Source organism: Streptomyces mabaensis (assembly GCF_053763515.1).
Genome location: NZ_JBSOPZ010000035.1, coordinates 62,310 through 81,198, shown reverse-complemented (window position 1 = coordinate 81,198; position 18,889 = coordinate 62,310). Strand labels below are relative to the sequence as shown.

General features: G+C 72.8%; 16 protein-coding genes. 6 read left to right on the top strand and 10 right to left on the bottom strand.

Annotated features, from left to right (window positions below):
• A partial coding sequence (locus ACWV17_RS27080) for a lipoyl synthase (protein ID WP_455361731.1) occupies positions 1-491 on the bottom strand: 491 nt, incomplete at its 3' end.
• Between the two features lie 120 nt (positions 492-611).
• Positions 612-1,415 carry a lipoyl(octanoyl) transferase LipB gene (gene lipB, locus ACWV17_RS27075; RefSeq protein WP_455361730.1) on the bottom strand — a complete coding sequence of 268 codons (804 nt, stop codon included), beginning with the start codon at positions 1,413-1,415 and terminating at the stop codon, positions 612-614.
• A gap of 205 nt (positions 1,416-1,620) precedes the next feature.
• Between lipB and ACWV17_RS27070 the strand changes: the two genes are divergently transcribed.
• Positions 1,621-3,105 carry a regulator gene (locus tag ACWV17_RS27070; protein ID WP_455361729.1) on the top strand — a complete coding sequence of 495 codons (1,485 nt, stop codon included), beginning with the start codon at positions 1,621-1,623 and terminating at the stop codon, positions 3,103-3,105.
• Between the two features lie 542 nt (positions 3,106-3,647).
• Here the strand turns inward: ACWV17_RS27070 and ACWV17_RS27065 are convergent.
• Both ACWV17_RS27065 and ACWV17_RS27060 read right to left on the bottom strand, forming a co-directional pair.
• A complete protein-coding gene (locus ACWV17_RS27065) occupies positions 3,648-4,958 on the bottom strand; it encodes an NAD(P)/FAD-dependent oxidoreductase (RefSeq protein ID WP_455361728.1) in 1,311 nt (436 codons plus the stop codon).
• A gap of 248 nt (positions 4,959-5,206) precedes the next feature.
• Positions 5,207-6,106 (bottom strand): TIGR01777 family oxidoreductase, encoded by a 900-nt coding sequence (locus ACWV17_RS27060; protein WP_455361727.1) that lies wholly within the window; start codon positions 6,104-6,106, stop codon positions 5,207-5,209.
• Positions 6,107-6,145: 39 nt separating this feature from the next.
• On the opposite strand from ACWV17_RS27060, the gene ACWV17_RS27055 reads away from it, so the two are divergent.
• Both ACWV17_RS27055 and ACWV17_RS27050 read left to right on the top strand, forming a co-directional pair.
• Complete coding sequence (locus tag ACWV17_RS27055; protein WP_455361726.1) at positions 6,146-6,709, top strand: N-acetyltransferase family protein; 564 nt, start codon at positions 6,146-6,148, stop codon at positions 6,707-6,709.
• A 79-nt stretch (positions 6,710-6,788) separates the two neighbouring features.
• Complete coding sequence (locus ACWV17_RS27050) at positions 6,789-7,943, top strand: PP2C family protein-serine/threonine phosphatase (protein WP_455361725.1); 1,155 nt, start codon at positions 6,789-6,791, stop codon at positions 7,941-7,943.
• Positions 7,944-7,976: 33 nt separating this feature from the next.
• Here ACWV17_RS27050 and ACWV17_RS27045 read toward each other — a convergent pair whose 3' ends face one another.
• On the bottom strand, positions 7,977-8,651 hold the full coding sequence (locus tag ACWV17_RS27045; protein ID WP_455361724.1) for a TetR family transcriptional regulator: 675 nt from the start codon (positions 8,649-8,651) through the stop codon (positions 7,977-7,979).
• Between the two features lie 78 nt (positions 8,652-8,729).
• Here ACWV17_RS27045 and ACWV17_RS27040 point away from each other — a divergent pair, with 78 nt between their 5' ends.
• On the top strand, positions 8,730-9,524 hold the full coding sequence (locus ACWV17_RS27040) for an SDR family NAD(P)-dependent oxidoreductase (RefSeq protein WP_455361723.1): 795 nt from the start codon (positions 8,730-8,732) through the stop codon (positions 9,522-9,524).
• A gap of 41 nt (positions 9,525-9,565) precedes the next feature.
• Here ACWV17_RS27040 and ACWV17_RS27035 read toward each other — a convergent pair whose 3' ends face one another.
• Positions 9,566-10,084 (bottom strand): DUF4240 domain-containing protein, encoded by a 519-nt coding sequence (locus ACWV17_RS27035; protein WP_455355564.1) that lies wholly within the window; start codon positions 10,082-10,084, stop codon positions 9,566-9,568.
• Positions 10,085-10,218: 134 nt separating this feature from the next.
• On the opposite strand from ACWV17_RS27035, the gene ACWV17_RS27030 reads away from it, so the two are divergent.
• On the top strand, positions 10,219-11,136 hold the full coding sequence (locus ACWV17_RS27030) for an SDR family oxidoreductase (RefSeq protein ID WP_455361722.1): 918 nt from the start codon (positions 10,219-10,221) through the stop codon (positions 11,134-11,136).
• 184 nt (positions 11,137-11,320) lie between these two features.
• A complete protein-coding gene (locus tag ACWV17_RS27025) occupies positions 11,321-12,358 on the top strand; it encodes a serine/threonine-protein kinase (protein ID WP_455361721.1) in 1,038 nt (345 codons plus the stop codon).
• Here ACWV17_RS27025 and ACWV17_RS27020 read toward each other — a convergent pair.
• The 4 genes from ACWV17_RS27020 to sucB form a co-directional block, all read right to left on the bottom strand.
• Positions 12,322-13,311, bottom strand: coding sequence for a helix-turn-helix transcriptional regulator (locus tag ACWV17_RS27020; RefSeq protein ID WP_455361720.1), 990 nt, complete (start codon positions 13,309-13,311; stop codon positions 12,322-12,324). The two genes, ACWV17_RS27025 and ACWV17_RS27020, sit on opposite strands and share 37 nt — an antisense overlap.
• 96 nt (positions 13,312-13,407) lie before the next feature.
• Entirely contained in the window at positions 13,408-16,086 is a 2,679-nt protein-coding gene (gene aceE, locus ACWV17_RS27015; protein WP_455361719.1) for a pyruvate dehydrogenase (acetyl-transferring), homodimeric type, read from the bottom strand.
• Positions 16,087-16,303: 217 nt separating this feature from the next.
• Positions 16,304-16,927, bottom strand: a complete 624-nt coding sequence (locus ACWV17_RS27010; protein WP_455355456.1) for a GntR family transcriptional regulator — start codon at positions 16,925-16,927, stop codon at positions 16,304-16,306.
• A gap of 135 nt (positions 16,928-17,062) precedes the next feature.
• The gene (gene sucB, locus ACWV17_RS27005; protein ID WP_455361718.1) at positions 17,063-18,871 is read right to left on the bottom strand and encodes a 2-oxoglutarate dehydrogenase, E2 component, dihydrolipoamide succinyltransferase; all 1,809 of its coding nucleotides are present in this window, start codon (positions 18,869-18,871) and stop codon (positions 17,063-17,065) included.
• Between the last annotated feature and the right edge of the window lie 18 nt (positions 18,872-18,889).

Genomic DNA, 18,889 nt, shown 5'->3' with positions numbered 1-18,889 from the left:
TCGGGGATGAGCAGTTCGACCTTGGTGCGGCCGTCGGCGCGCTGCGCGGTCATGGTGTGGATCTGGCGCACGGTCTCGGCGTACAGCCAGGCGCCGCCGTCCTCCAGGTCGTCGCGGGCGACGCCGGTGATGGTGGCGTAGTTCAGGTCCATGGTGACGACGGACTCGCCGACCCGGCGCGGCTCGTCGCGGTCCAGGGCCTGCGGCTTGCCGGTGTCGATCTGGCAGAAGTCACAGCGCCGGGTGCACTGGTCACCGCCGATGAGGAAGGTGGCCTCGCGGTCCTCCCAGCATTCGTAGATGTTCGGACAGCCGGCCTCCTGGCACACGGTGTGCAGGCCCTCGCTCTTGACCAGGCTCTGCATCTTGGTGTACTCGGGACCCATCTTGGCCCGGGTCTTGATCCACTCGGGCTTGCGCTCGATGGGGGTCTGGCTGTTCCGGACCTCCAGACGCAGCATCTTGCGTCCGTCGGGTGCGACAGCGGACACGTCCAGCGCCCCTTTCTGCTAACGCGGCTAAGGCGGCATTGAATCTTCGGCGAACACCAGGGTACGCCCTTAATTTTCGAGGTCCTGGGCCCCGGGGGTCGCCCGGCGGCGGCCCAGGGGTCAGGCGTTCCGGGCCGCGGGTTCCACGTCCCGCGGCTGCAGGTCCGCGTTCTCCAGGACCTCCCGTACGTGCTTCTCGGCCACCGGAAGGACCTCGGCGATGGTGACCTCGCGGCCCAGCTCGTTCGAGAGCGACGTGACGCCCGCGTCGCGGATGCCGCAGGGCACGATCCGGTCGAACCAGGTGTTGTCCGGGTTCACGTTGAGCGCGAAGCCGTGCATCGTGACGCCCTTGGCGACCCGGATGCCGATGGCGGCGAGCTTGCGGTCCTCGCGGCGCTGGCCGGCATTGGACGGGGCGTACTCCGGCCCGTTCATCCGCGGGTCGAACTCCTCGTCCGCCAGCCGGGGGTCGAAGTCCAGGGAGAGGCCGCCGGACGAGAGGCGCTCCTCGACCGGGTCGCCCAGCACCCACACACCGCTGCGGCCCTCGACCCGGCTGGTCTCCACGCCGAAGTCCGCGGCCGTACGGATGAGGGCTTCCTCCAGGCGTCGTACGTGCGCGACCACGTCCACCGGCCGCGGCAACTTCATGATCGGGTAGCCCACCAGCTGGCCGGGGCCGTGCCAGGTGATCTTGCCGCCGCGGTCGACGTCGATGACCGGGGTGCCGTCCAGGGGGCGCTCGTTCTCCGCCGTGCGCCGCCCGGCCGTGTAGACCGGCGGGTGCTCCAGCAGCAGGCAGGTGTCCTCGATGTCGTCCGCGAACCGGGCGGCGTGCACCCGGCGCTGCTCATCCCAGGCTGCCTGGTACTCGACGGCTTCCGCGCCGAATCCCAGATGGACAAACCGCAGCTCAGTCACCGCAGCGCCTCCTTAGAACGTTCACCGTGCACTTATCCGCCCTTCGGCAACTGTACGGGCACGCCGTTCCCGTCAGTCCGCGGGCCAATCCTCACACGATCGGATGAATGTGGGACGAAGGTGGCGGTGAAGGCGGGGATGGCGGCTAAATTCGCGCCGATCAAGGGCTGCTCCACGGCCCGGAAGGCAGGAGACCGTACAGCTGATGACGGAACGACCTCCGCAGCGCACCCCCAACCGACAGCTCGCCGCGCTCATCGCCGAAGCGGGGTTCTCCAATGCGGGGCTCGCCCGCCGGGTCGACCAGCTCGGTCTCGAGCACGGCCTCGACCTGCGGTACGACAAGACGTCGGTGACCCGGTGGCTGCGCGGCCAGCAGCCGCGCGGAACCACGCCCGCCCTCATCGCCGAGGTCTTCACCCGCCGGCTCGGGCGGCGGCTCTCGGCGCAGGACCTCGGGCTGGACGCCTGTGCCCCCGTCTATGCGGGGCTGGAGTTCGCGGCCACCCCCGAGGAGGCCGTCGACATCGCCAGCGGGCTGTGGCGCAAGGACTCCGGCAGCCATGCGGAACTGCGCAAGATCGCCTTCACCCCGGCGGGGCTGGTGGTGCCCAGCCGGGACTGGCTGATCGGCCGCGCGGACGAGCGGGTGGGTCGCGGTGAGGCGCCGGTGAGCGGCCCGCTCGTCCCCGCGCAGGGGCGGCCGTCCGCCGTGCCCCCGGTCCCGGTCCCGCCGGCCGTGCCCCCCTCCGTCCCGCGTCAGCGGCAGATCGACCGCGGGCCCGGGCAGCGGGTGACCGGCGGCGACATCGCGGCGCTCCGCTCGGTCGGCGAACTCTTCCGCACGCTCGACCACGCGTACGGCGGCGGCCACGCCCGGCAGGCGCTGGTGCGCTATCTGGAGCACGAGGCGGAGCCGATGCTGCGCGGTACGTACGGGGAGACGACCGGGCGGCGGCTCTTCGCGGCCGCCGCCGATCTGACCCGGCTGGCCGGCTGGACGTCGTACGACATCGCCGCGCACGGCCTGGCCCAGCGGTACTTCGTCCAGGCGCTGCGGCTCGCGCAGGCCGCCGGGGACCGGGCGTACGGGTCGTACGTGCTGGTCACGATGAGCCGCCAGGCCGTCTATCTGGGCCACGGCCGGGAGGCGGTGCAGCTGGTCCGGGTCGCCCAGCAGGGTGTCGGTACGGGCGCCCCGCCGGTGGTGCAGGCGCTGCTGCACGCGGTGGAGGCGCGGGGGCACGCGGTGCTGGGGGAGGTGCGCGCGTGCACGGCGTCGCTCGTCCGGGCGGAACGGGCGCTGGAGGCCGCGCGGCCCGGCGACGACGTACCGCACTGGGCGCGCTTCTTCGACGAGGCGCAGCTCACGGACGAGTTCTGCCACGCGTACCGGGATCTGCAGCAGTACCGGGCGGCCGCGCAGTACGCGGAGCGCTCGCTGCAACTGCGCGGACCGGCGTTCGCGCGCAGCCGGCTCTTCTGCCGGGTGGTGCTGGCGACGGCCCGCCTGGGGCTGGGGGAGCTGGACCAGGCGTGTGCGCTGGGCGCGGAGGCGGCGCAGCAGTCGACGGAGATGCGGTCGGTGCGGGCGGTGGAGTACGTCCGGGACTTCGAGCGCCGCCTCGAGCCGCACCGCGACGCGGCGGCGGTCCGGGGCTATCGCGATCGGGTGGCGCTGATGGGCTGACCCGGCCGGTGCCGGGTTGGTGGGGTGTGCCCGCCTGTGGTGGGCGGGGGTCTCCCACCCGCCCGCCCGTTCGGGTACGGCGAGGGGTGCGGCCCTCCTGTGGGTGGCTGAGCGCCGCTGGCGGCTGCGGGCGGCCTGGGCGTTGGTAACGCGAAGGGGTGCGGGGTGGTGGGTTGTGCCCGCCTGTGGCGGGCGGGGGTCTCCCACCCGCCCGCCCGTTCGGGTACGGCGAGGGGTGCGGCCCTCCCGCCCGTTCGGGTAACGCGGGGGCATGGCCCGCTCGCGGGTGCGGCCCTTCTGTGGGTGGCTGAGCGCCGCTGGCGGGTGCGGGTCCGCCTGGGCGTTCGAGCGGCGCGGAGGGTGCGGCCCGCTCGCGGGCTGGGGGCCGCCTGGCCGTTTGGGTAACGCGGGGGGCGTTCCGTTCGCTGGCGCGGGGTCCTGGGTGCCGCGCAGCGGGAGCTTCTGGGGGCCGGGGGCTTGCCCCCCGGTTTCGGGGAGGGGCGGGGTTGGGGAACGCACTGGCCTCCCGCCCCGCCCCCCGCTTACGCCGCCGTTGGCAGGGGCGTTGCGTACTCCGGGCGGATGCCCAGGTCTCCCAGGAGCGATTGAGCGGCGCGGCGGGCCGAGAAGAGGGCCCCCTGCACCGTGCTCGTGTCCCGGTGGTCGCCGCAGACGTACAGGCCGGCCAGCACCCGCACCGGGCGGCGCAGGTCGTGCGCCGGCGGCATGGCCGGGACGGCCTCCGGGGTGTGGTGGATGGCCAGGAGTTCCCAGCCGGACGTCCCGGTGCCGTAGAGGGCGGCCAGATGCGCGCGGACCGCCCGGTCCAGGTCCCCGCCCGCCGGCGGAGCGCCGAGCACGGTGGACGAGATCAGCGCCTGGCCGCGCGGGGCCCGCGTCGGGTCGACCTCGCTCATGACGGCCGTGTGCGCCACCGGCCCGCGCCGGTCCGCGTCCAGCAGCAGCGCGGGCTCGGCCAGCGGCGGCACGGGTGCCGCGTGGTGGAGCACGGTCACCGGGTGGAAGCTGGGCACCCGCAGCCCCGGCAGCAGCTCGGCCGAGGCCCGCGCCCCGGTCGCCAGCAGCACGGAACGGCAGCTGAACTCGCCGTGGTCCTCGGTGACGACCGAGCTGATCGACACCGACCGGACCCGCACCCCCGTACGTACCGTCCCTGGCGGAAGCGTGGCCGCCAGCCGCTCCGGCAGGGCCGCCGCGCCCCCCTCCGGCACACAGAGCCGGCCGCGCGCGAACCCGCGCAGCGCGAGGTCGGCGCACCGGCTGGAGGTGGTGAGTTCCGGATCGCAGAGCAGGGCGGAGAGCAGCGGCCGCAGAAAGCCGTTCACCGTGCGCTGCGGCAGCCCGCGGCCGGCGAGCGCTTCGAGCGCGGGCCGTTCGGGGCGGGCCAGCAGCCGCTCGGTGGGCATCGCGGCGATCCGGCCGAGTGCCGAAGCGAGCCGCGCCTGGTCGAGCGCACCACCCAAGGGCGCGCGGGGAGCGCTCGCGAGGGCGCGCGCCGCAGTGAGTGCGCCGCCCCGCGCGCTCCCCGCCACCCCGGCCCGGAGGTGGCGGCCCTCGCTGTGCACCAGGACCCCGGGAGAGAACGGCCGCAGGGCCGGCCCGTTCAGCCCCGGTGTGCGTCGAAGTTCCGGATACGAGGTGTTGAGCAGCCGGCCGATCCGGTCGAGCCGGAACCCGTCGATCCGCTCGGTGGCCATACGGCCGCCCGGGCGGGCGGCGGCCTCCAGGACGGTGACGGTGAGTCCGGCGTTCACGAGCTGATGTGCCGCCGACAGTCCTGCGACTCCGGCTCCCACAATGACGACGTCCGCGTGGTGTGCGCTGCTGAGCACGTGCCCCTCCCCGAGGTCGGCGCGGCTGGTGGGGTCGTCCTTCCCCCAACAGGCCCCGGGAATACCCGAGTCCGGACGAGAGTAGAAGTGGTTCCTGTCGTACACAGTCGCGCACTGACCGGGCATGGGCGCACGGCGGTCGCACACCGGACTGGAATCGGTCAGTTGTGGTCAGTGGCTGTCGGCGGGCGTCATGAGCGGCGCGGCGGCGGTGCCCGGCCGCGGCCCGGCGCCCGCCCCCGCCGCGCTCAGCGCAGCGCCGCCCGCACCGCTTCCTCGATCCCCGGGAAGGCGAAGGAGAACCCGGACTCCAGCAGCCGCGTGGGCAGCACACGCTGGCTGCCCAGCACGTCCTTGGCGAAATCGCCGAGCACGACACGGAGCGCGGGCTCGGGCACGGCGAACAGCGTGGGCCGCCGCAGCACCCGCCCCATCGCCCGCGTCACCTCCCGGTTCGTGAGCGGCTGCGGCCCGGTCAGGTTCACCGGCCCGGCCAGCGACTCGGTGTCGATGATGTGGCGCAGGGCCGCGATCTCGTCGTGCATGGAGATGTAGCTCCAGTACTGGCGGCCGTTGCCGAGCCGCCCGCCGAGCCCCGCCCTGAACAACGGGAAGAGCGGCCCCCACGCCCCGCCGCCACGCGCCACGACCAGGCCGGTGCGGGCGAAGACCGTGCGTACGCCGGCCTCCTCGGCCGGCGCCGCGGCCGCTTCCCACTCCACGCAGACGTCGGCCATGAAGCCGTCCCCGGGCGGCGCGTCCTCGTCCACCGCGCGGTCCCCGGTGTCGCCGTAGTACCCGATGGCCGAGCCGCTGACCAGCACCTTCGGCGGAACGTCCAGTGAGGCGAGCGCCTCGGCCAGCGCGGCGGTCCCGAGCACCCGGCTGTCCCGGATCTCCCGCTTGTACTCCTCGGTCCACCGGCGATCGCCCACCCCGGCCCCGGCCAGGTGCACCACCGCCTCGCAGCCCACCAGGCCGTGCGCGTCGACGTACTGGCGGTGGGGGTCCCACTCGACCTCGTCCGGTGCCGCTGCCGTGCGCCGCACCAGCCGCACCACGTCATGGCTGTCCGCGCGTAGTGAGCGTACGAGTTCCTTGCCGATGAGGCCGGTCGAGCCGGTGACTGCGATGCGCATGGACCCCATCCTGCCCCGGCCCGGTGCCCGCATGGCACAGTGGCCGCCATGTCCGAGCCGCAGTCGCACATACGCCTCGCCCGCACCGCCGACGCGGACGCGCTCGCCGCACTCGACCGGGCCACCTGGTCCCCACTGCACTCGGTGCAGCCGAAGCCGGAGCCGCCGTACGCCCCGTTCTTCGACGACCGGCACCTGCCCGTCGATTACCTGGTGGCCGATTTCGACGGACTCGACGGACTCGAAGGACTCGACGGGCTCGACCGGCTCGACGGCGGCGATGACCGCGACGGGCCCGTCGCGGGCTACATCCGGCTGGCCCCGCCCACCCCGCTCGCCTCCAACGGGCACGTACTCCAGGTCCAGGGCCTCGCCGTCGCCGACTCGGCGCTCGGCCGCGGCCTGGGCCGGTCCCTGCTGCGGGCCGCCTGCGCCGAGGCCCGCCGTCGCGGCGCGAGCCGGATCACCCTGAGGGTCCTCGGCCACAACACCCCGGCCCGCCGGCTGTACGAGTCCGAGGGCTTCGTGGTGGAGGGCGTGCTGCCGGGGGAGTTCCTCCTCGACGGCCACTACGTGGACGACATCCTGATGGGCCGCGGCCTCACCGCATAAGTCACCGCCATCGCCGGCGCTCCGTCCGCGGCGTGCCGCTCGGGGTGCGGCGCCGACGGGTGCGTACAACGCTGAAGGGGTGGACCGCAGGGACAAAGCTGACGAGGAACCCGGCTGGCTGCGCGGTGCTCCGCCACCGCGCTGGCTCCGCGTGCTGCCCGTCGTCCTGCTGATCGGGCTCTCGGCGGCTCGGATCGCCACGCCCCGGACCGTGGAACTGGGGTACTTCCTCGCCGCGCTCCCGCCGGTGGCCGCGTTCGCGTACGCGGCGGCGGGTACGGCCCTCTTCGGTGCCGTCACGCTCACGCTGCTGGCCGTGCCGGCGATCGAGATCGGCCGCGCCGGCAGTGGCGACCTGGTCACCGTCGTCTTCGTGGCGCTGCTCAGCGTGGTCATCTCGTGGGTACGGCGGCGCCGTGACGCGCAGTTGGTGAGCGTGCGGACCATGTCGGAGGCAGCCCAGCTGGCGGTGCTGCCGCCGCTGCCCGAGCAGGTCGGCCCGGTGCGCTGCGCCGGGCTCTACCGGGCCGCCCAGCGCGGCACGCTCGTCGGCGGCGACCTCTTCGACGTACGCGAGGGCCCGTACGGCGTGCGGGCGCTGGTCGGTGACGTCCAGGGGCACGGGCTGGCGGCGGTCGGTACGGTCGCCGCGCTGCTCGGCGCGTTCCGCGAAGCCGTACTGGACGACCCGGGGCTCGGCGCGGTCGCGGCGCGGCTGGACCGCAGGCTGGTGGCCGACTCGGCGGGTGTCGATCATGCCGAACTCTTCGCCACCGCCGCCCTGCTGGAGTTCCCGCCGGACGGGTCGGTGGTACGGGTCGTCTCCTGCGGGCACCCGCCACCGCTGCTGCTCCGCGGCTCCTCCGCGACGGAGCTGCACGCGGAACCTGGCCCGCCGCTGGGGCTGGGGCTGGCCGGCCTGGCAGCGCCGAAGGCGGCGACCGTGGGGCTGCAGCCGGGGGACAGGGTGCTGGTGCACACGGACGGGGTGACGGAGGCCAGGGACGCCGCCGGCACGTTCTATCCGCTCGCGGAACGGCTGCCGGCCCTGTCCGCCGAGTACGAGACGGACCCGGCCGCGCTGGCGAGCGCGGTCTGGCGGGACGTGTCCCGGTTCGCGGGCGGTGTGGCGGGCGGGGTGGCCGATGACGTGGCGCTGCTGGTGCTGTCCCCGGGGGCCGCGTCGCGGACCGCAGCCGACCGCAGCCCTGGAGCACCGGTCGCCGGCCCCTGAATGACTGTCTGCCCCTGAGTGACCGTCGGCGCCTCAGTGACCGCCCGGGCCGTCGAGCAGACTCAGTCCGCCCGTCAGCGCGTGCAGGCACCGCACCGAGAGTTCGGACGGCGAGCCGGGGCCCGTCGTGGGCGCGTCCGTCGGTGCCCAGGCCTCCAGGGCGATCCGGATGGCGTCGGTGGCGGCGGCCGCGACCAGCCGTACTTCCAGCGGGTCCGCGTCCGGGCCGGCCAGCCGGGCGATCACCGGCACCAGGCGCTCCTCGGACTCCTGGTTCACCCGGTACCAGACCGCGCGCAGTGCCGGGTCCTGCGCCGCCGCGCGCAGCAGCCCGCGGGTCCAGGTGAGCCCCTCGTCCGTCTCTCCCGCCGGTACGGACAGTGCCTCGGTCATCGCCCGCTCCAGTGCCCCGGCGAGCGGCGCGCCGGGTTCCTCCGCCTCCAGCAGGGCTCGCCAGCTGTCCCCACCGCCCGTGAGGAGCGGGGCGACCGCGTCCTGCTTGTTGCGGAAGTAGCGGTAGAAGGTGCGCAGGGCGACACCGGCCCGCCGCGCGATGTCCTCGGCGGTGGTGCCGTCGGGTCCTCGCTCGGCGAAGAGCGCGGCGGCGGCCCGCGCGATCTCGAGCTGGGTCGCGGCCTTGCGGCGTTCGGTCAGCGAGAGCTGGGTGGTCACCTCCGCAGCGTACGCCCGTGAGTCCAGCGGCAGCATGGATTGCCACTCTGTCAAAACGTGCCAGCAAGGCGTACCGTGTCCGCACAGCGATCGTCCGGACACAGGAGAAGACCCATGAACCGCTACGCAGGCCGCCGTGTTCTCATCACCGGCGCCGGCTCGGGCATCGGCCAGGCCACCGTGCACCGCATCCTCGCCGAGGGCGGCCGTGTCGTGGCCGCGGACGTCAACGAGGCCGGCCTGAAGGCGACCGCCGAGCAGGCCGCGGCAGACGGCATGGCGGGCGGCACTGCGGGCGGCACGGCGGACCGCCTCACCACCGTCGTGCTCGACATATCCGACGAGGCGGCGGTACGGGCCGGCGTGGCCGGGGCCGTGGAGACGCTCGGCGGCCTGGACGTGCTGGTCAACGCGGCCGGCATCCTGCGCTCCGAGCACACCCACCGCACGACGCTGGACTTCTGGAACCAGATCATCTCGGTCAACCTGACCGGCACGTTCCTGATGATCCGGGAGTCGGTCCCGGCGCTGCTGGCGGGCGACCAGCCGGTCATCGTCAACTTCAGCTCGACCTCCGCGACCTTCGCGCACCCGTACATGTCGGCGTACGCGGCGAGCAAGGGCGGCATCCAGTCCATGACGCACGCCATCGCCTCCGAGTACAGCAAGCAGGGCCTGCGTGCCGTCTGCGTCGCGCCCGGTTCCATCGCCAGCGACATGACCAGCGGCAAGGGGCCGGGCCTGCCCGAGGACACCGACTGGAGCCTGTTCGCCAAGCTCGCCCCGGCGATCGGCGCGGGGTTCGCCGGCCCCGAGACCGTGGCCGGGGTGGTCGCGATGCTCGGGTCGCAGGACGGCGCGTTCATCACCGGCACCGAAGTCCGGATCGACGGCGGCACGCACTTCTGACCGCCGCGGGCGTATCGCGGGCGTATGTACGGCGGGCGCGTTTACGGCCTGAACCGGTCCCACAGCTGGGGGAACCGCTCCGCCAGAACCGCTTCGTTCTCGAAGTCGATCGCCGTGCCCTCCGGCTCGGCGGTCTGCCCCGGGATCCCCAGATCGGGTGCCACCACCCCGGTGAGCTGCTCGTACGCCTCGTCCGCCGCGTAACCGAGCTCCTCACCGTCCCCGTCGACCTCCTCGTCGAACTCGTCGAGGAGGTCGGCGAGGCTGTCCGGATCGTGCACCGCGCCCTCGAAGACCTCCCGGCCCTGCCCGATGAGCCAGCAGCGGAAGTAGTCGAAGGCGTCGTCGCTGGCTCCGTCGAGCAGCACCCAGGCCGCTCCCCACAGGTCCCAGCGGTACGCGCGATTGTAGCGCGCCTCGAAGTGCCGGGCGAAGTCCAGCACGGAATCGGGATCGAGCTGGAGCAGGCGCTCGACCAACAGGTCGGCCTGTTCCTCGGGGTCGCCCTCGGCGGCCTCCCGGGTGCCGTCGACGATCTCCCAGAACTCCGTCTCGTCCATCATCACGGGTCAAGCATCGTGGTTGGCGGGGGGTGACGCCACCTCATGACGCTCCGTGTAATGCGGACAGAGGATGTCGGCTTTACGTGCGAACGTCGGTGGAGACACAGTCGCCGCACGCCGGGAGGACAGCCATGGGACCCACACCGCTGAACGGAAAGATCGCACTGGTGGCCGGAGCCACCCGCGGAGCCGGCCGGGCGATCGCCGTCCAGCTCGGCGCGGCGGGCGCGACGGTGTACGCGACCGGGCGCACCACCAGGGAGAAGGTCAGCGAGATGGGCCGCCCGACGGAGACGATCGAGGAGACGGCGGAACTGGTCACCGCGGCGGGCGGACAGGGCATCGCGGTGCCCGCCGACCATCTCGACCGCGAGCAGGTACGGGACGTCGTCGCGCGGATCGAACGCGAGCACGGGCGGCTCGACATCCTGGTGAACAACCTCTGGGGCGGCAACCAACTCCTCGACTTCAGCACGAAGATGTGGGACGTCGACCTCGACCGGGGCCTGCGGATGCTGGAGCTCGGCGTGAAGAGCCACATCATCACCAGCAGCATCGCGCTGCCGTTGCTGGTACGGAACCCGGGCGGGCTGGTCGTCGAGGTCACCGACGGCACGGCGGAGTCCAACCGGGGCTTCCGCGAGAACTTCTACTACGACCTCGCCAAGAACGGCCCGATCCGGATGGCCTTCATCCTCGGCGAGGAACTGGGGAGCGAGGGCTGCACGGCGGTCTCGGTCACCCCCGGCTTCATCCGGTCCGAGGAGATGCTGGACTTCTTCGGCGTCACCGAGGAGACCTGGCGCGACGGGGTCAAGAAGGACCGGCACTTCGCGATCTCGGAGTCCCCCGTCTTCGTCGGCCGCGCGGTCGCGGCGGTCGCCACGGACCCGGACCGGGCGCGCTGGAACGGACAGTCGCTGTCGAGCGGCCAGTTGGCGAAGGTGTACGGATTCACCGACGCGGACGGCAGCCGGCCGGACGCGTGGACGTACATCGCGGAGGTGGCAACGGGCGGAGCGGACCGCTCGGCGGAGGAGTACCGGTAGCCGCGACAGCGCGACCGGTCAAGTCCCGAAATCCCCTGGCACGCGATCCAGGGGCGTGACGCGATGCGATGGGCCGGGCTTCATGGAGACACGGGTCCGCGCAGAGCAGGTGGCCCGCCGCATCGCCCGGAGCAGCCCTGGCGGTGCGGACTCACGGGACTCCTTCGACTGGAAGTGGGCTTTCATGTCTCACCCTTCCTCGACGCAGCGCCTGCAGGTCGCGGGCTACCGGGTGGAACGCGAGATCGGCCGTGGCGGCATGGCGGTTGTCTACTGTGCGAAGGACCTGCGCCTGGACCGTACGGTCGCGCTCAAACTGCTGGCTCCCGAGTGGGCCCGGAACGACACCTTCCGTCGCCGGTTCACCCACGAGTCACGGGTGGCCGCTGCGATCGACCATCCGCACATCGTGCCGATCTTCGAGGCCGGAGAGATCGACGGCGTGCTGTACATCGCGATGCGTTACGTCTCCGGGCTGGACCTGGGGGCGCTGCTCGACCGGGACGGGCCGCTGCCCGTGGCGACCGCGATCCGTATCGCCGCCCAGGTGGCGTCGGCCCTGGACGCGGCCCATGACCACGACCTGGTCCACCGGGACGTCAAGCCCGGCAACATCCTGGTCGCCAAGGGCACCGACAGCGACCACCCCGAGCACGCCTATCTCACCGACTTCGGGCTGACGAAGAAGTCGCTGTCGCTCACCGGGTTCACCACCGCGGGCGAGTTCGTCGGCACGTTCGACTATGTTGCGCCGGAACGGATCTCCGGCCGGCCGGTGGACGGCAGGTGTGACCTCTACAGCCTGGCCTGCGTCGTCTTCGAAATCCTCAGCGGCCGGCCGCCCCTTGAGCGCGACGAGGACATGGCGCTGCTGTGGGCGCACCAGTACGAGCAGCCGCCCGCCCTGTCCGAGAAGCGGCCCGGGGTCGCGCCTGCCATGGACGGGGTCCTGGCCAAGGCGCTGGCGAAGGTGGCCGAGGACCGGTACGGCTCCTGCCTGGAGTTCGTGGCGGCGCTGCGTGCCGCGGCGAACGGCGACGGCGGCCAGGGCGGTCATCCGCCGGCGCAGGCGGACTCCCGGCTCGTCGCGCCACTGGGCCACCCCGGCCCGCCCCCGGCCCCACCGGCCTGGGCCGGACCGGTCTTCCGCAGCCCGCCCAGTTCCGTGAGGCCGTCTCTGCCGGATCAGCGTGCGGACAGGTCCTGGCCAGGCTGCTGGTAGAGCGCCGCCGTGCGGGCCGCCGCGTTCGCGAACCGGGCGCGCAGCCCCGCCGGCTCCAGGACCTCCGCCTCCGGGCCGAGGCTCAGCAGCTGCGAGAACGCCACCACCTCCGACTCGACCGGCAGCGTCAGCGTCAGCCGGCCCTGTGCGTCGGGCGGGCCCGCCGCGGCCAGTGCCTCGTACGCGGCGGCGCGGTCCGTGACGTACGGCAGGACCCGTGCGCCCGCCTCCGTGAGCCGGAGCACCACCTCCGTACGCAGGATCGAGCGGGCGAACTGGGCCGCCCGCGCCGCCCAGAACTCCGGGAGGTCGAACCCCTCCTCCCGGACGAACCGCTCCTCGCCCACCGACACCGCGGTGAACCGGTCCATCCGGTACACCCGGAACTCCTCGCCCGCCCGCGCGCAGACGTACCAGACCCCCGCCTTCAGCACGAGTCCGTACGGAGCCAGCTCCCGCTCCACATCGGCGTCCCGGCGGCGGTAGCGCGCGGTCACCAGCCGGTCGTCCCAGACCGCCTCCGCGATCGCGGGCAGCAGGGCCGGGGTCTCGGGCTCCTGGTACCAGCCGGGCGCGTCCAGGTGGAACCGCTGCGCCGCCGACTCCGAGGCGCCCCGCAGCGACGGCAGCAGCGCCGCCGACACCTTCAGCCGGGCCGCCGAGGCGGCGTCCGCCAGCCCCATGTCCCGCAGTGCACCCGGCAGCCCGGACAGGAACAGTGCCTCGGCCTCGCTGCGCCCGAGCCCGGTCAGCCGGGTCCGGTACCCGCCGACGAGCCGGTATCCGCCGACCCGCCCCCGGTCCGCGTACACCGGTACCCCGGCCTCGGACAGCGCGAGCGCGTCCCGGGTGATGGTGCGCTCGGACACCTCCAGCTCCTGGGCCAGCTCGGCGGCCGTCATCGGGCGGCCCTGGAGGAGCAGCACCATCTTGATCAGGCGGGCAGCACGCATGCCGGCCATTCTGCCGGTGCCCCGCGGCCGGTCAAGGAGCGGCAGAGGCCCCCCGCTGTGCGACGGGGGGCCTCTGCCTGCGGGACGACGGTACGGTCAGAGCCCGTACCGCTCCCGGGCTTCCTTCACGGCCGAGGCCGGGACCTCGCCGCGACGGGCGAGCTGCGCCAGCGCCGCGACCGTGATCGACTGCGCGTCGACACCGAAGTGACGGCGGGCGGCGTCACGCGTGTCCGACAGACCGAAGCCGTCCGTGCCGAGCGAGGAGTAGTCCTGCTCGACCCACTGGCTGATCTGGTCCGGCACCTGCCGCATCCAGTCGCTGACCGCGAGCACCGGGCCGGGCGCGTCCTCCAGCACCCGCGTGACGTACGGAGTCCGCTGCTCCCCCCGGAGCAGGGCCTCGTCGCACTCCAGCGCGTCGCGGCGCAGCTCGCCCCAGGACGTCGCGGACCAGACGTCGGCCGCGACCCCCCAGTCGGCGGCCAGCAGGTCCTGCGCCTCCAGGGCCCAGTGGATCGCCGTACCGGAGGCCAGGAGCTGGAGCCGCGGGGCGTCCGCGGCGGGCGCGACCGCCTCCTTGAAGCGGTAGAGACCGCGGACGATGCCCTCCTCGACACCCTCCGGCATCGCGGGCTGCGGCTTCGGCTCGTTGTAGACCGTCAGGTAGTAGAAGACGTTCTCGGCTTCGGGGCCGTACATCCGGCGCAGACCGTCCTTGACGATCACCGCGATCTCGTACGCGAAGGCCGGGTCGTAGTTCAGCGACGCCGGGTTCGTGGACGCGATCAGGTGCGAATGGCCGTCCGCGTGCTGGAGGCCCTCACCGGTCAGGGTCGTACGGCCGGCGGTCGCACCGACGATGAAGCCCTTGCCGAGCTGGTCGGCCAGCTGCCACATCTGGTCGGCCGTGCGCTGCCAGCCGAACATCGAGTAGAAGATGTAGAAGGGGATCATCGTCTCGCCGTGCGTCGCGTAGGACGTCGCGGCGGCGATGAAGTCGGCCATCGCGCCGGCCTCGGTGATCCCCTCGTTGAGGATCTGGCCGTCCTTGGCCTCCTTGTAGTACATCAGCTGGTCGCGGTCGACCGGCTCGTACGTCTGGCCCAGCGGCGAGTAGATGCCGGCCGACGGGAACAGCGACTCCATACCGAAGGTGCGCGCCTCGTCGGGGACGATCGGCACCCAGCGCTTTCCGGTCTCCTTGTCCCGCATCAGGTCCTTGGCGAGGCGGACGAAGGCCATCGTGGTGGCCATCTCCTGCTTGCCGGACCCCTTGTACAGGGCCTTGAAGGCGCGCTCCTCGGGGTCGGGCAGTGCAACCGCGTGCACCCGGCGGGACGGGGCCGGGCCGCCGAGGGCCGCGCGGCGCTCCTGGAGGTAGCGGACCTCGGGGGAGTTCTCGCCCGGGTGGCCGTACGGCACCAGGTCCTCGTCCAGCCGCGCGTCCGGGATCGGCAGGTCGAGCAGGTCGCGCATCGCGCGGAACTCCTTGCCCGACAGCTTCTTCATCTGGTGGTTGGCGTTCTTGGACTCGAAGCCGGGGCCGAGCGTGTAGCCCTTCACCGTCTGGGCGAGGATCACGGTCGGCGCGCCCTTGAACCCGACGGCGGCGCGGTACGCGGCGTACACCTTGCGGGGCTCGTGGCCGCCGCGCGAGGTGTGGAAGCACTCGGCGATCTTCGCGTCGGAGAGCACGCCCGCCAGCTGCACGAGTGCCGGGTCGGCGCCGAAGAAGTGCTCGCGGATGTACGCGACGTCGCGGGTGGCGTACGTCTGGAACTGCGCGTCCGGCACCTCCCGCAGGCGGCGCACCAGCGCGCCCGAGGTGTCGAGCTGGAACAGCTCGTCCCAGGCCGAGCCCCACAGCGACTTGACGACGTTCCAGCCGGCGCCGCGGAACTGGGCCTCCAGCTCCTGCACGATCTTGAAGTTGGCGCGCACCGGCCCGTCGAGGCGCTGCAGGTTGCAGTTGATGACGAAGGTCAGGTTGTCGAGCTGCTCACGCGCCGCGAGGGCGAGGGCGGCGGTCGACTCGGGCTCGTCCATCTCGCCGTCGCCGAGGAAGGCCCAGACGTGCGAGTGGGCGGTGTCCTTGATGCCGCGGTTGTGCAGGTAGCGGTTGAAGCGTGCCTGGTAGATCGCGGAGAGCGGGCCGAGGCCCATGGAGACGGTGGGGAACTCCCACAGCCAGGGCAGCCGGCGCGGGTGCGGGTAGGAGGGCAGGCCGTTGCCGCCGGACTCCTGCCGGAAGAGGTCGAGCTGCTGCTCGCTGATGCGCCCGTCCAGGAAGGCGCGGGCGTAGATGCCGGGGGAGGCGTGGCCCTGGATGTAGAGCTGGTCGCCCGAGCCGGGAGCCTCGTGCGAGTCCTTGCCGCGGAAGAAGTGCTGGAAGCCGGTCTCGTACAGCCAGGCCGCGGAGGCGAAGGTGGCGATGTGGCCGCCGACGCCGAAGCGGGAGCCGCGGGTGACCATGGCGGCCGCGTTCCAGCGGTTCCAGGCGGTGATGCGGCGCTCCATCTCCTCGTCACCGGGGAACTCGGGCTCCGCGGCGGTGGGGATGGTGTTGACGTAGTCCGTCTCCAGCAGCTTGGGCAGGGCGAGGCCCGCGCCTTCCCCGTGCTGGAGCGTGCGGCGCATCAGGTACGAGGCGCGGTGCGGGCCGGCGGCCTTGGCGACGGCGTCGAGGGAGGCCGCCCATTCGGCGGTCTCCTCGGTGTCACGGTCCGGGAGCTGGTCGAGCTCACTCGGAAGCTTTCCTACGAGGTCGGTCATGGTGCGCCGCCTTCCGGACTGGGAGGGGGTGGAGAAGAGAGCCTTGTCTGGCAGGACAGGGCGAGGGCAGGTAAGCCCGTCGAAGACTGTAAGCAACTGATCGATGATCGATCAAAGGGTTGAGAGGAAAAACTTCTCCGTACACCGAAATTGGCATTCCGTGCCGCGAAACAGGGCACGGGGTGCCGCTGCGTGAATCGTCACAAGATGGGACAACTCAGGCGCGCGGTGCACATCCGAGCACGTGGTTCTTCACCAGCGCGCCGATCTGCGGATCACGCCGCCGGAAGGCGTCGACGAGCGCCTCGTGCTCCTCCGCGTACGACTGCTGGACGGTTCCGAGCCAGCGGATGGAGAGCGCGGTGAAGACTTCGATGCCCAGGCTCTCCCAGGTGTGCAGCAGGACGCTGTTCCCGGCCGCTCGCACCAGCTCCCGGTGGAAGCCGACCGTGTGCAGCACCTGGGCCGTCCCGTCGGCCTTCCGGTCGGCCTCGTGCAGGGCCGCGACATGCGGTTCGAGCATCGAGACGTCCTCGGCGAGCCGGGGCGCGGCCAGCTCCGCCGCGATCTGCTCCAGACCGGCCCGCACCGGATAGATCTCCTCCAGGTCGGCCGCGGACAGGTTCCGTACGCGTACGCCCTTGTTGGGCGCCGACTCGATCAGCCGCAGGCTCTCCAGCTCACGCAGCGCCTCCCGTACGGGCGTCTGGCTCACCTGGAGCTCCACCGCGATCCGCCGCTCCACGATCCGCTCGCCCGGCTTCCAGCGCCCGCTCACGATCCCCTCCACGATGTGCTCGCGGATCTGCTCGCGCAGCGAGTGGACGACGGGCGGGGTCATGGAGCACTCCTCGGGTCAGCGACGTGGCCATTATCGCGGTACCGGCAGGACGCCAGAACGCGGCGCCCCCCGGCCGGAGATCCGGCCGGGGGACGCCGCGCTGGTGCCGCTGTGCCTACGCACTTCCTACGGGCTTCAGAGGCCGAGCTCGACCTCGAACTCGCCGGCCTCCAGGATCGCCTTGACGGCCGTCAGGTAGCGGGCGGCGTCCGCGCCGTCCACCAGACGGTGGTCGTAGGAGAGTGCCAGGTAGGTCATGTCGCGCACGGCGATGGTCTCGCCGAGCTCCGGGTGGTTGATGACCACCGGGCGCTTGACGGTGGCGCCGATGCCCAGGATCGCGACCTGGTTCGGCGGCACGATGACCGTGTCGAACAGCGCACCGCGCGAACCGGTGTTGCTGATCGTGAAGGTCGCACCGGACAGCTCGTCCGGAGTGATCTTGTTGCCGCGGACCTTGCTCGCCAGCTCCGCGGTCTTCTTCGAGATGCCGGCGAGGTTGAGGTCGCCCGCACTCTTGATGACCGGGGTCATCAGACCCTTCTCGGAGTCCACCGCGATACCGATGTTCTCGGTGTCGAAGTAGGTGATGGTGCCCTCGTCCTCGTTGATCCGGGCGTTGACGACCGGGTAGGCCTTCAGCGCCTGGGCCGCCGCCTTGACGAAGAACGGCATCGGGGAGAGCTTGACACCCTCGCGCGCGGCGAAGGCGTCCTTGGCGCGGCCGCGCAGACGCATCAGCTTGGTGATGTCCACCTCGACCACGGAGGTCAGCTGGGCCTGCGTGTGCAGCGCCTTCATCATGTTGTCGCCGATGACCTTGCGCATGCGGGTCATCTTGACGGTCTGGCCGCGCAGCGGGGACGCCTCCAGGGCCGGGGCCTTGGCCGCAGCGGCCGGGGCAGCGGCGGCGGGAGCCGGGGCGGCGGCCTTGGCGGCCTCCGCGGCGGCGATGACGTCCTGCTTGCGGATACGGCCACCCACGCCGGTGCCCTTGACCGAGGCCAGGCTGACGCCGCTCTCGGCGGCGAGCTTGCGGACCAGCGGCGTGACGTACGCACCGTCGTCACCGGCGGTCGCGGCCGGAGCCGGGGCAGCCGGAGCGGCGGGCGTGGCCTGGGCCGGAACGGGCGCCGGAGCCGGGGCGGGTGCGGGTGCCGGGGCGGGCGCGGCCGGAGCCGGCGCGGGGGCCGGAGCGGCAGCCTGCGGCGCCGGGGCAGCGGCCGGAGCCTCCTGCTTCGGGGCCTCCTGCTTCGGAGCCTCGGCCGCGGGAGCCGGGGCGGCAGGCGCGGGAGCGGCGGCCGGGGCGGAACCCGGAGCACCGATCACGGCGAGCTTGGCGCCGACCTCGGCGGTCTCGTCCTCGGCGACCACGATCTCCAGCAGCACACCGGAAGCCGGGGCCGGGATCTCGGTGTCGACCTTGTCGGTCGACACCTCGAGCAGCGGCTCGTCGGCCTCGACCGACTCGCCGACCTCCTTGAGCCAGCGGGTGACGGTGCCCTCGGTCACGCTCTCACCGAGCGCGGGAAGGACGACGTCAGTGCCCTCGGCGGCGCCGCCGGCCTGAGCCGGGGCGGCGGCGGGGGCGGGTGCCTCTTCAGCGGCCGGCTTCTCGGCGGCCGGAGCCTCGGCAGCCGGGGCCTCGGCGGCGGGCGCCTCGGCCTCGGCAGCGGCCGGAGCGGGGGCGGCGGCCTCGCCGCCGGTGCCGTCGTCGATGAGTGCCAGCTCGGCGCCGACCTCAACGGTCTCGTCCTCGGCGACCTTGATGGACGCGAGGATGCCCGCGGCGGGGGCCGGGATCTCGGTGTCGACCTTGTCGGTCGACACCTCGAGCAGCGGCTCGTCGGCCTCGACGCGCTCGCCCTCGGCCTTCAGCCAGCGGGTGACAGTGCCCTCGGTGACGCTCTCGCCGAGCGCCGGAAGGGTTACGGAAACCGCCATGGTTTCAGTTGCTCCTTA

Coding starts and splice junctions, on each gene's coding strand:
- ACWV17_RS27070 (WP_455361729.1), top strand. CDS start 1,621: ATGACGGAACGACCTCCGCAGCGCACCCCCAACCGACAGCTCGCCGCG.
- ACWV17_RS27060 (WP_455361727.1), bottom strand. CDS start 6,106: ATGGGGTCCATGCGCATCGCAGTCACCGGCTCGACCGGCCTCATCGGC.
- ACWV17_RS27055 (WP_455361726.1), top strand. CDS start 6,146: ATGTCCGAGCCGCAGTCGCACATACGCCTCGCCCGCACCGCCGACGCG.
- ACWV17_RS27045 (WP_455361724.1), bottom strand. CDS start 8,651: ATGCTGCCGCTGGACTCACGGGCGTACGCTGCGGAGGTGACCACCCAG.
- ACWV17_RS27040 (WP_455361723.1), top strand. CDS start 8,730: ATGAACCGCTACGCAGGCCGCCGTGTTCTCATCACCGGCGCCGGCTCG.
- ACWV17_RS27035 (WP_455355564.1), bottom strand. CDS start 10,084: ATGGACGAGACGGAGTTCTGGGAGATCGTCGACGGCACCCGGGAGGCC.
- ACWV17_RS27030 (WP_455361722.1), top strand. CDS start 10,219: ATGGGACCCACACCGCTGAACGGAAAGATCGCACTGGTGGCCGGAGCC.
- ACWV17_RS27025 (WP_455361721.1), top strand. CDS start 11,321: ATGTCTCACCCTTCCTCGACGCAGCGCCTGCAGGTCGCGGGCTACCGG.
- ACWV17_RS27020 (WP_455361720.1), bottom strand. CDS start 13,311: ATGCGTGCTGCCCGCCTGATCAAGATGGTGCTGCTCCTCCAGGGCCGC.
- aceE (WP_455361719.1), bottom strand. CDS start 16,086: ATGACCGACCTCGTAGGAAAGCTTCCGAGTGAGCTCGACCAGCTCCCG.
- ACWV17_RS27010 (WP_455355456.1), bottom strand. CDS start 16,927: ATGACCCCGCCCGTCGTCCACTCGCTGCGCGAGCAGATCCGCGAGCAC.
- sucB (WP_455361718.1), bottom strand. CDS start 18,871: ATGGCGGTTTCCGTAACCCTTCCGGCGCTCGGCGAGAGCGTCACCGAG.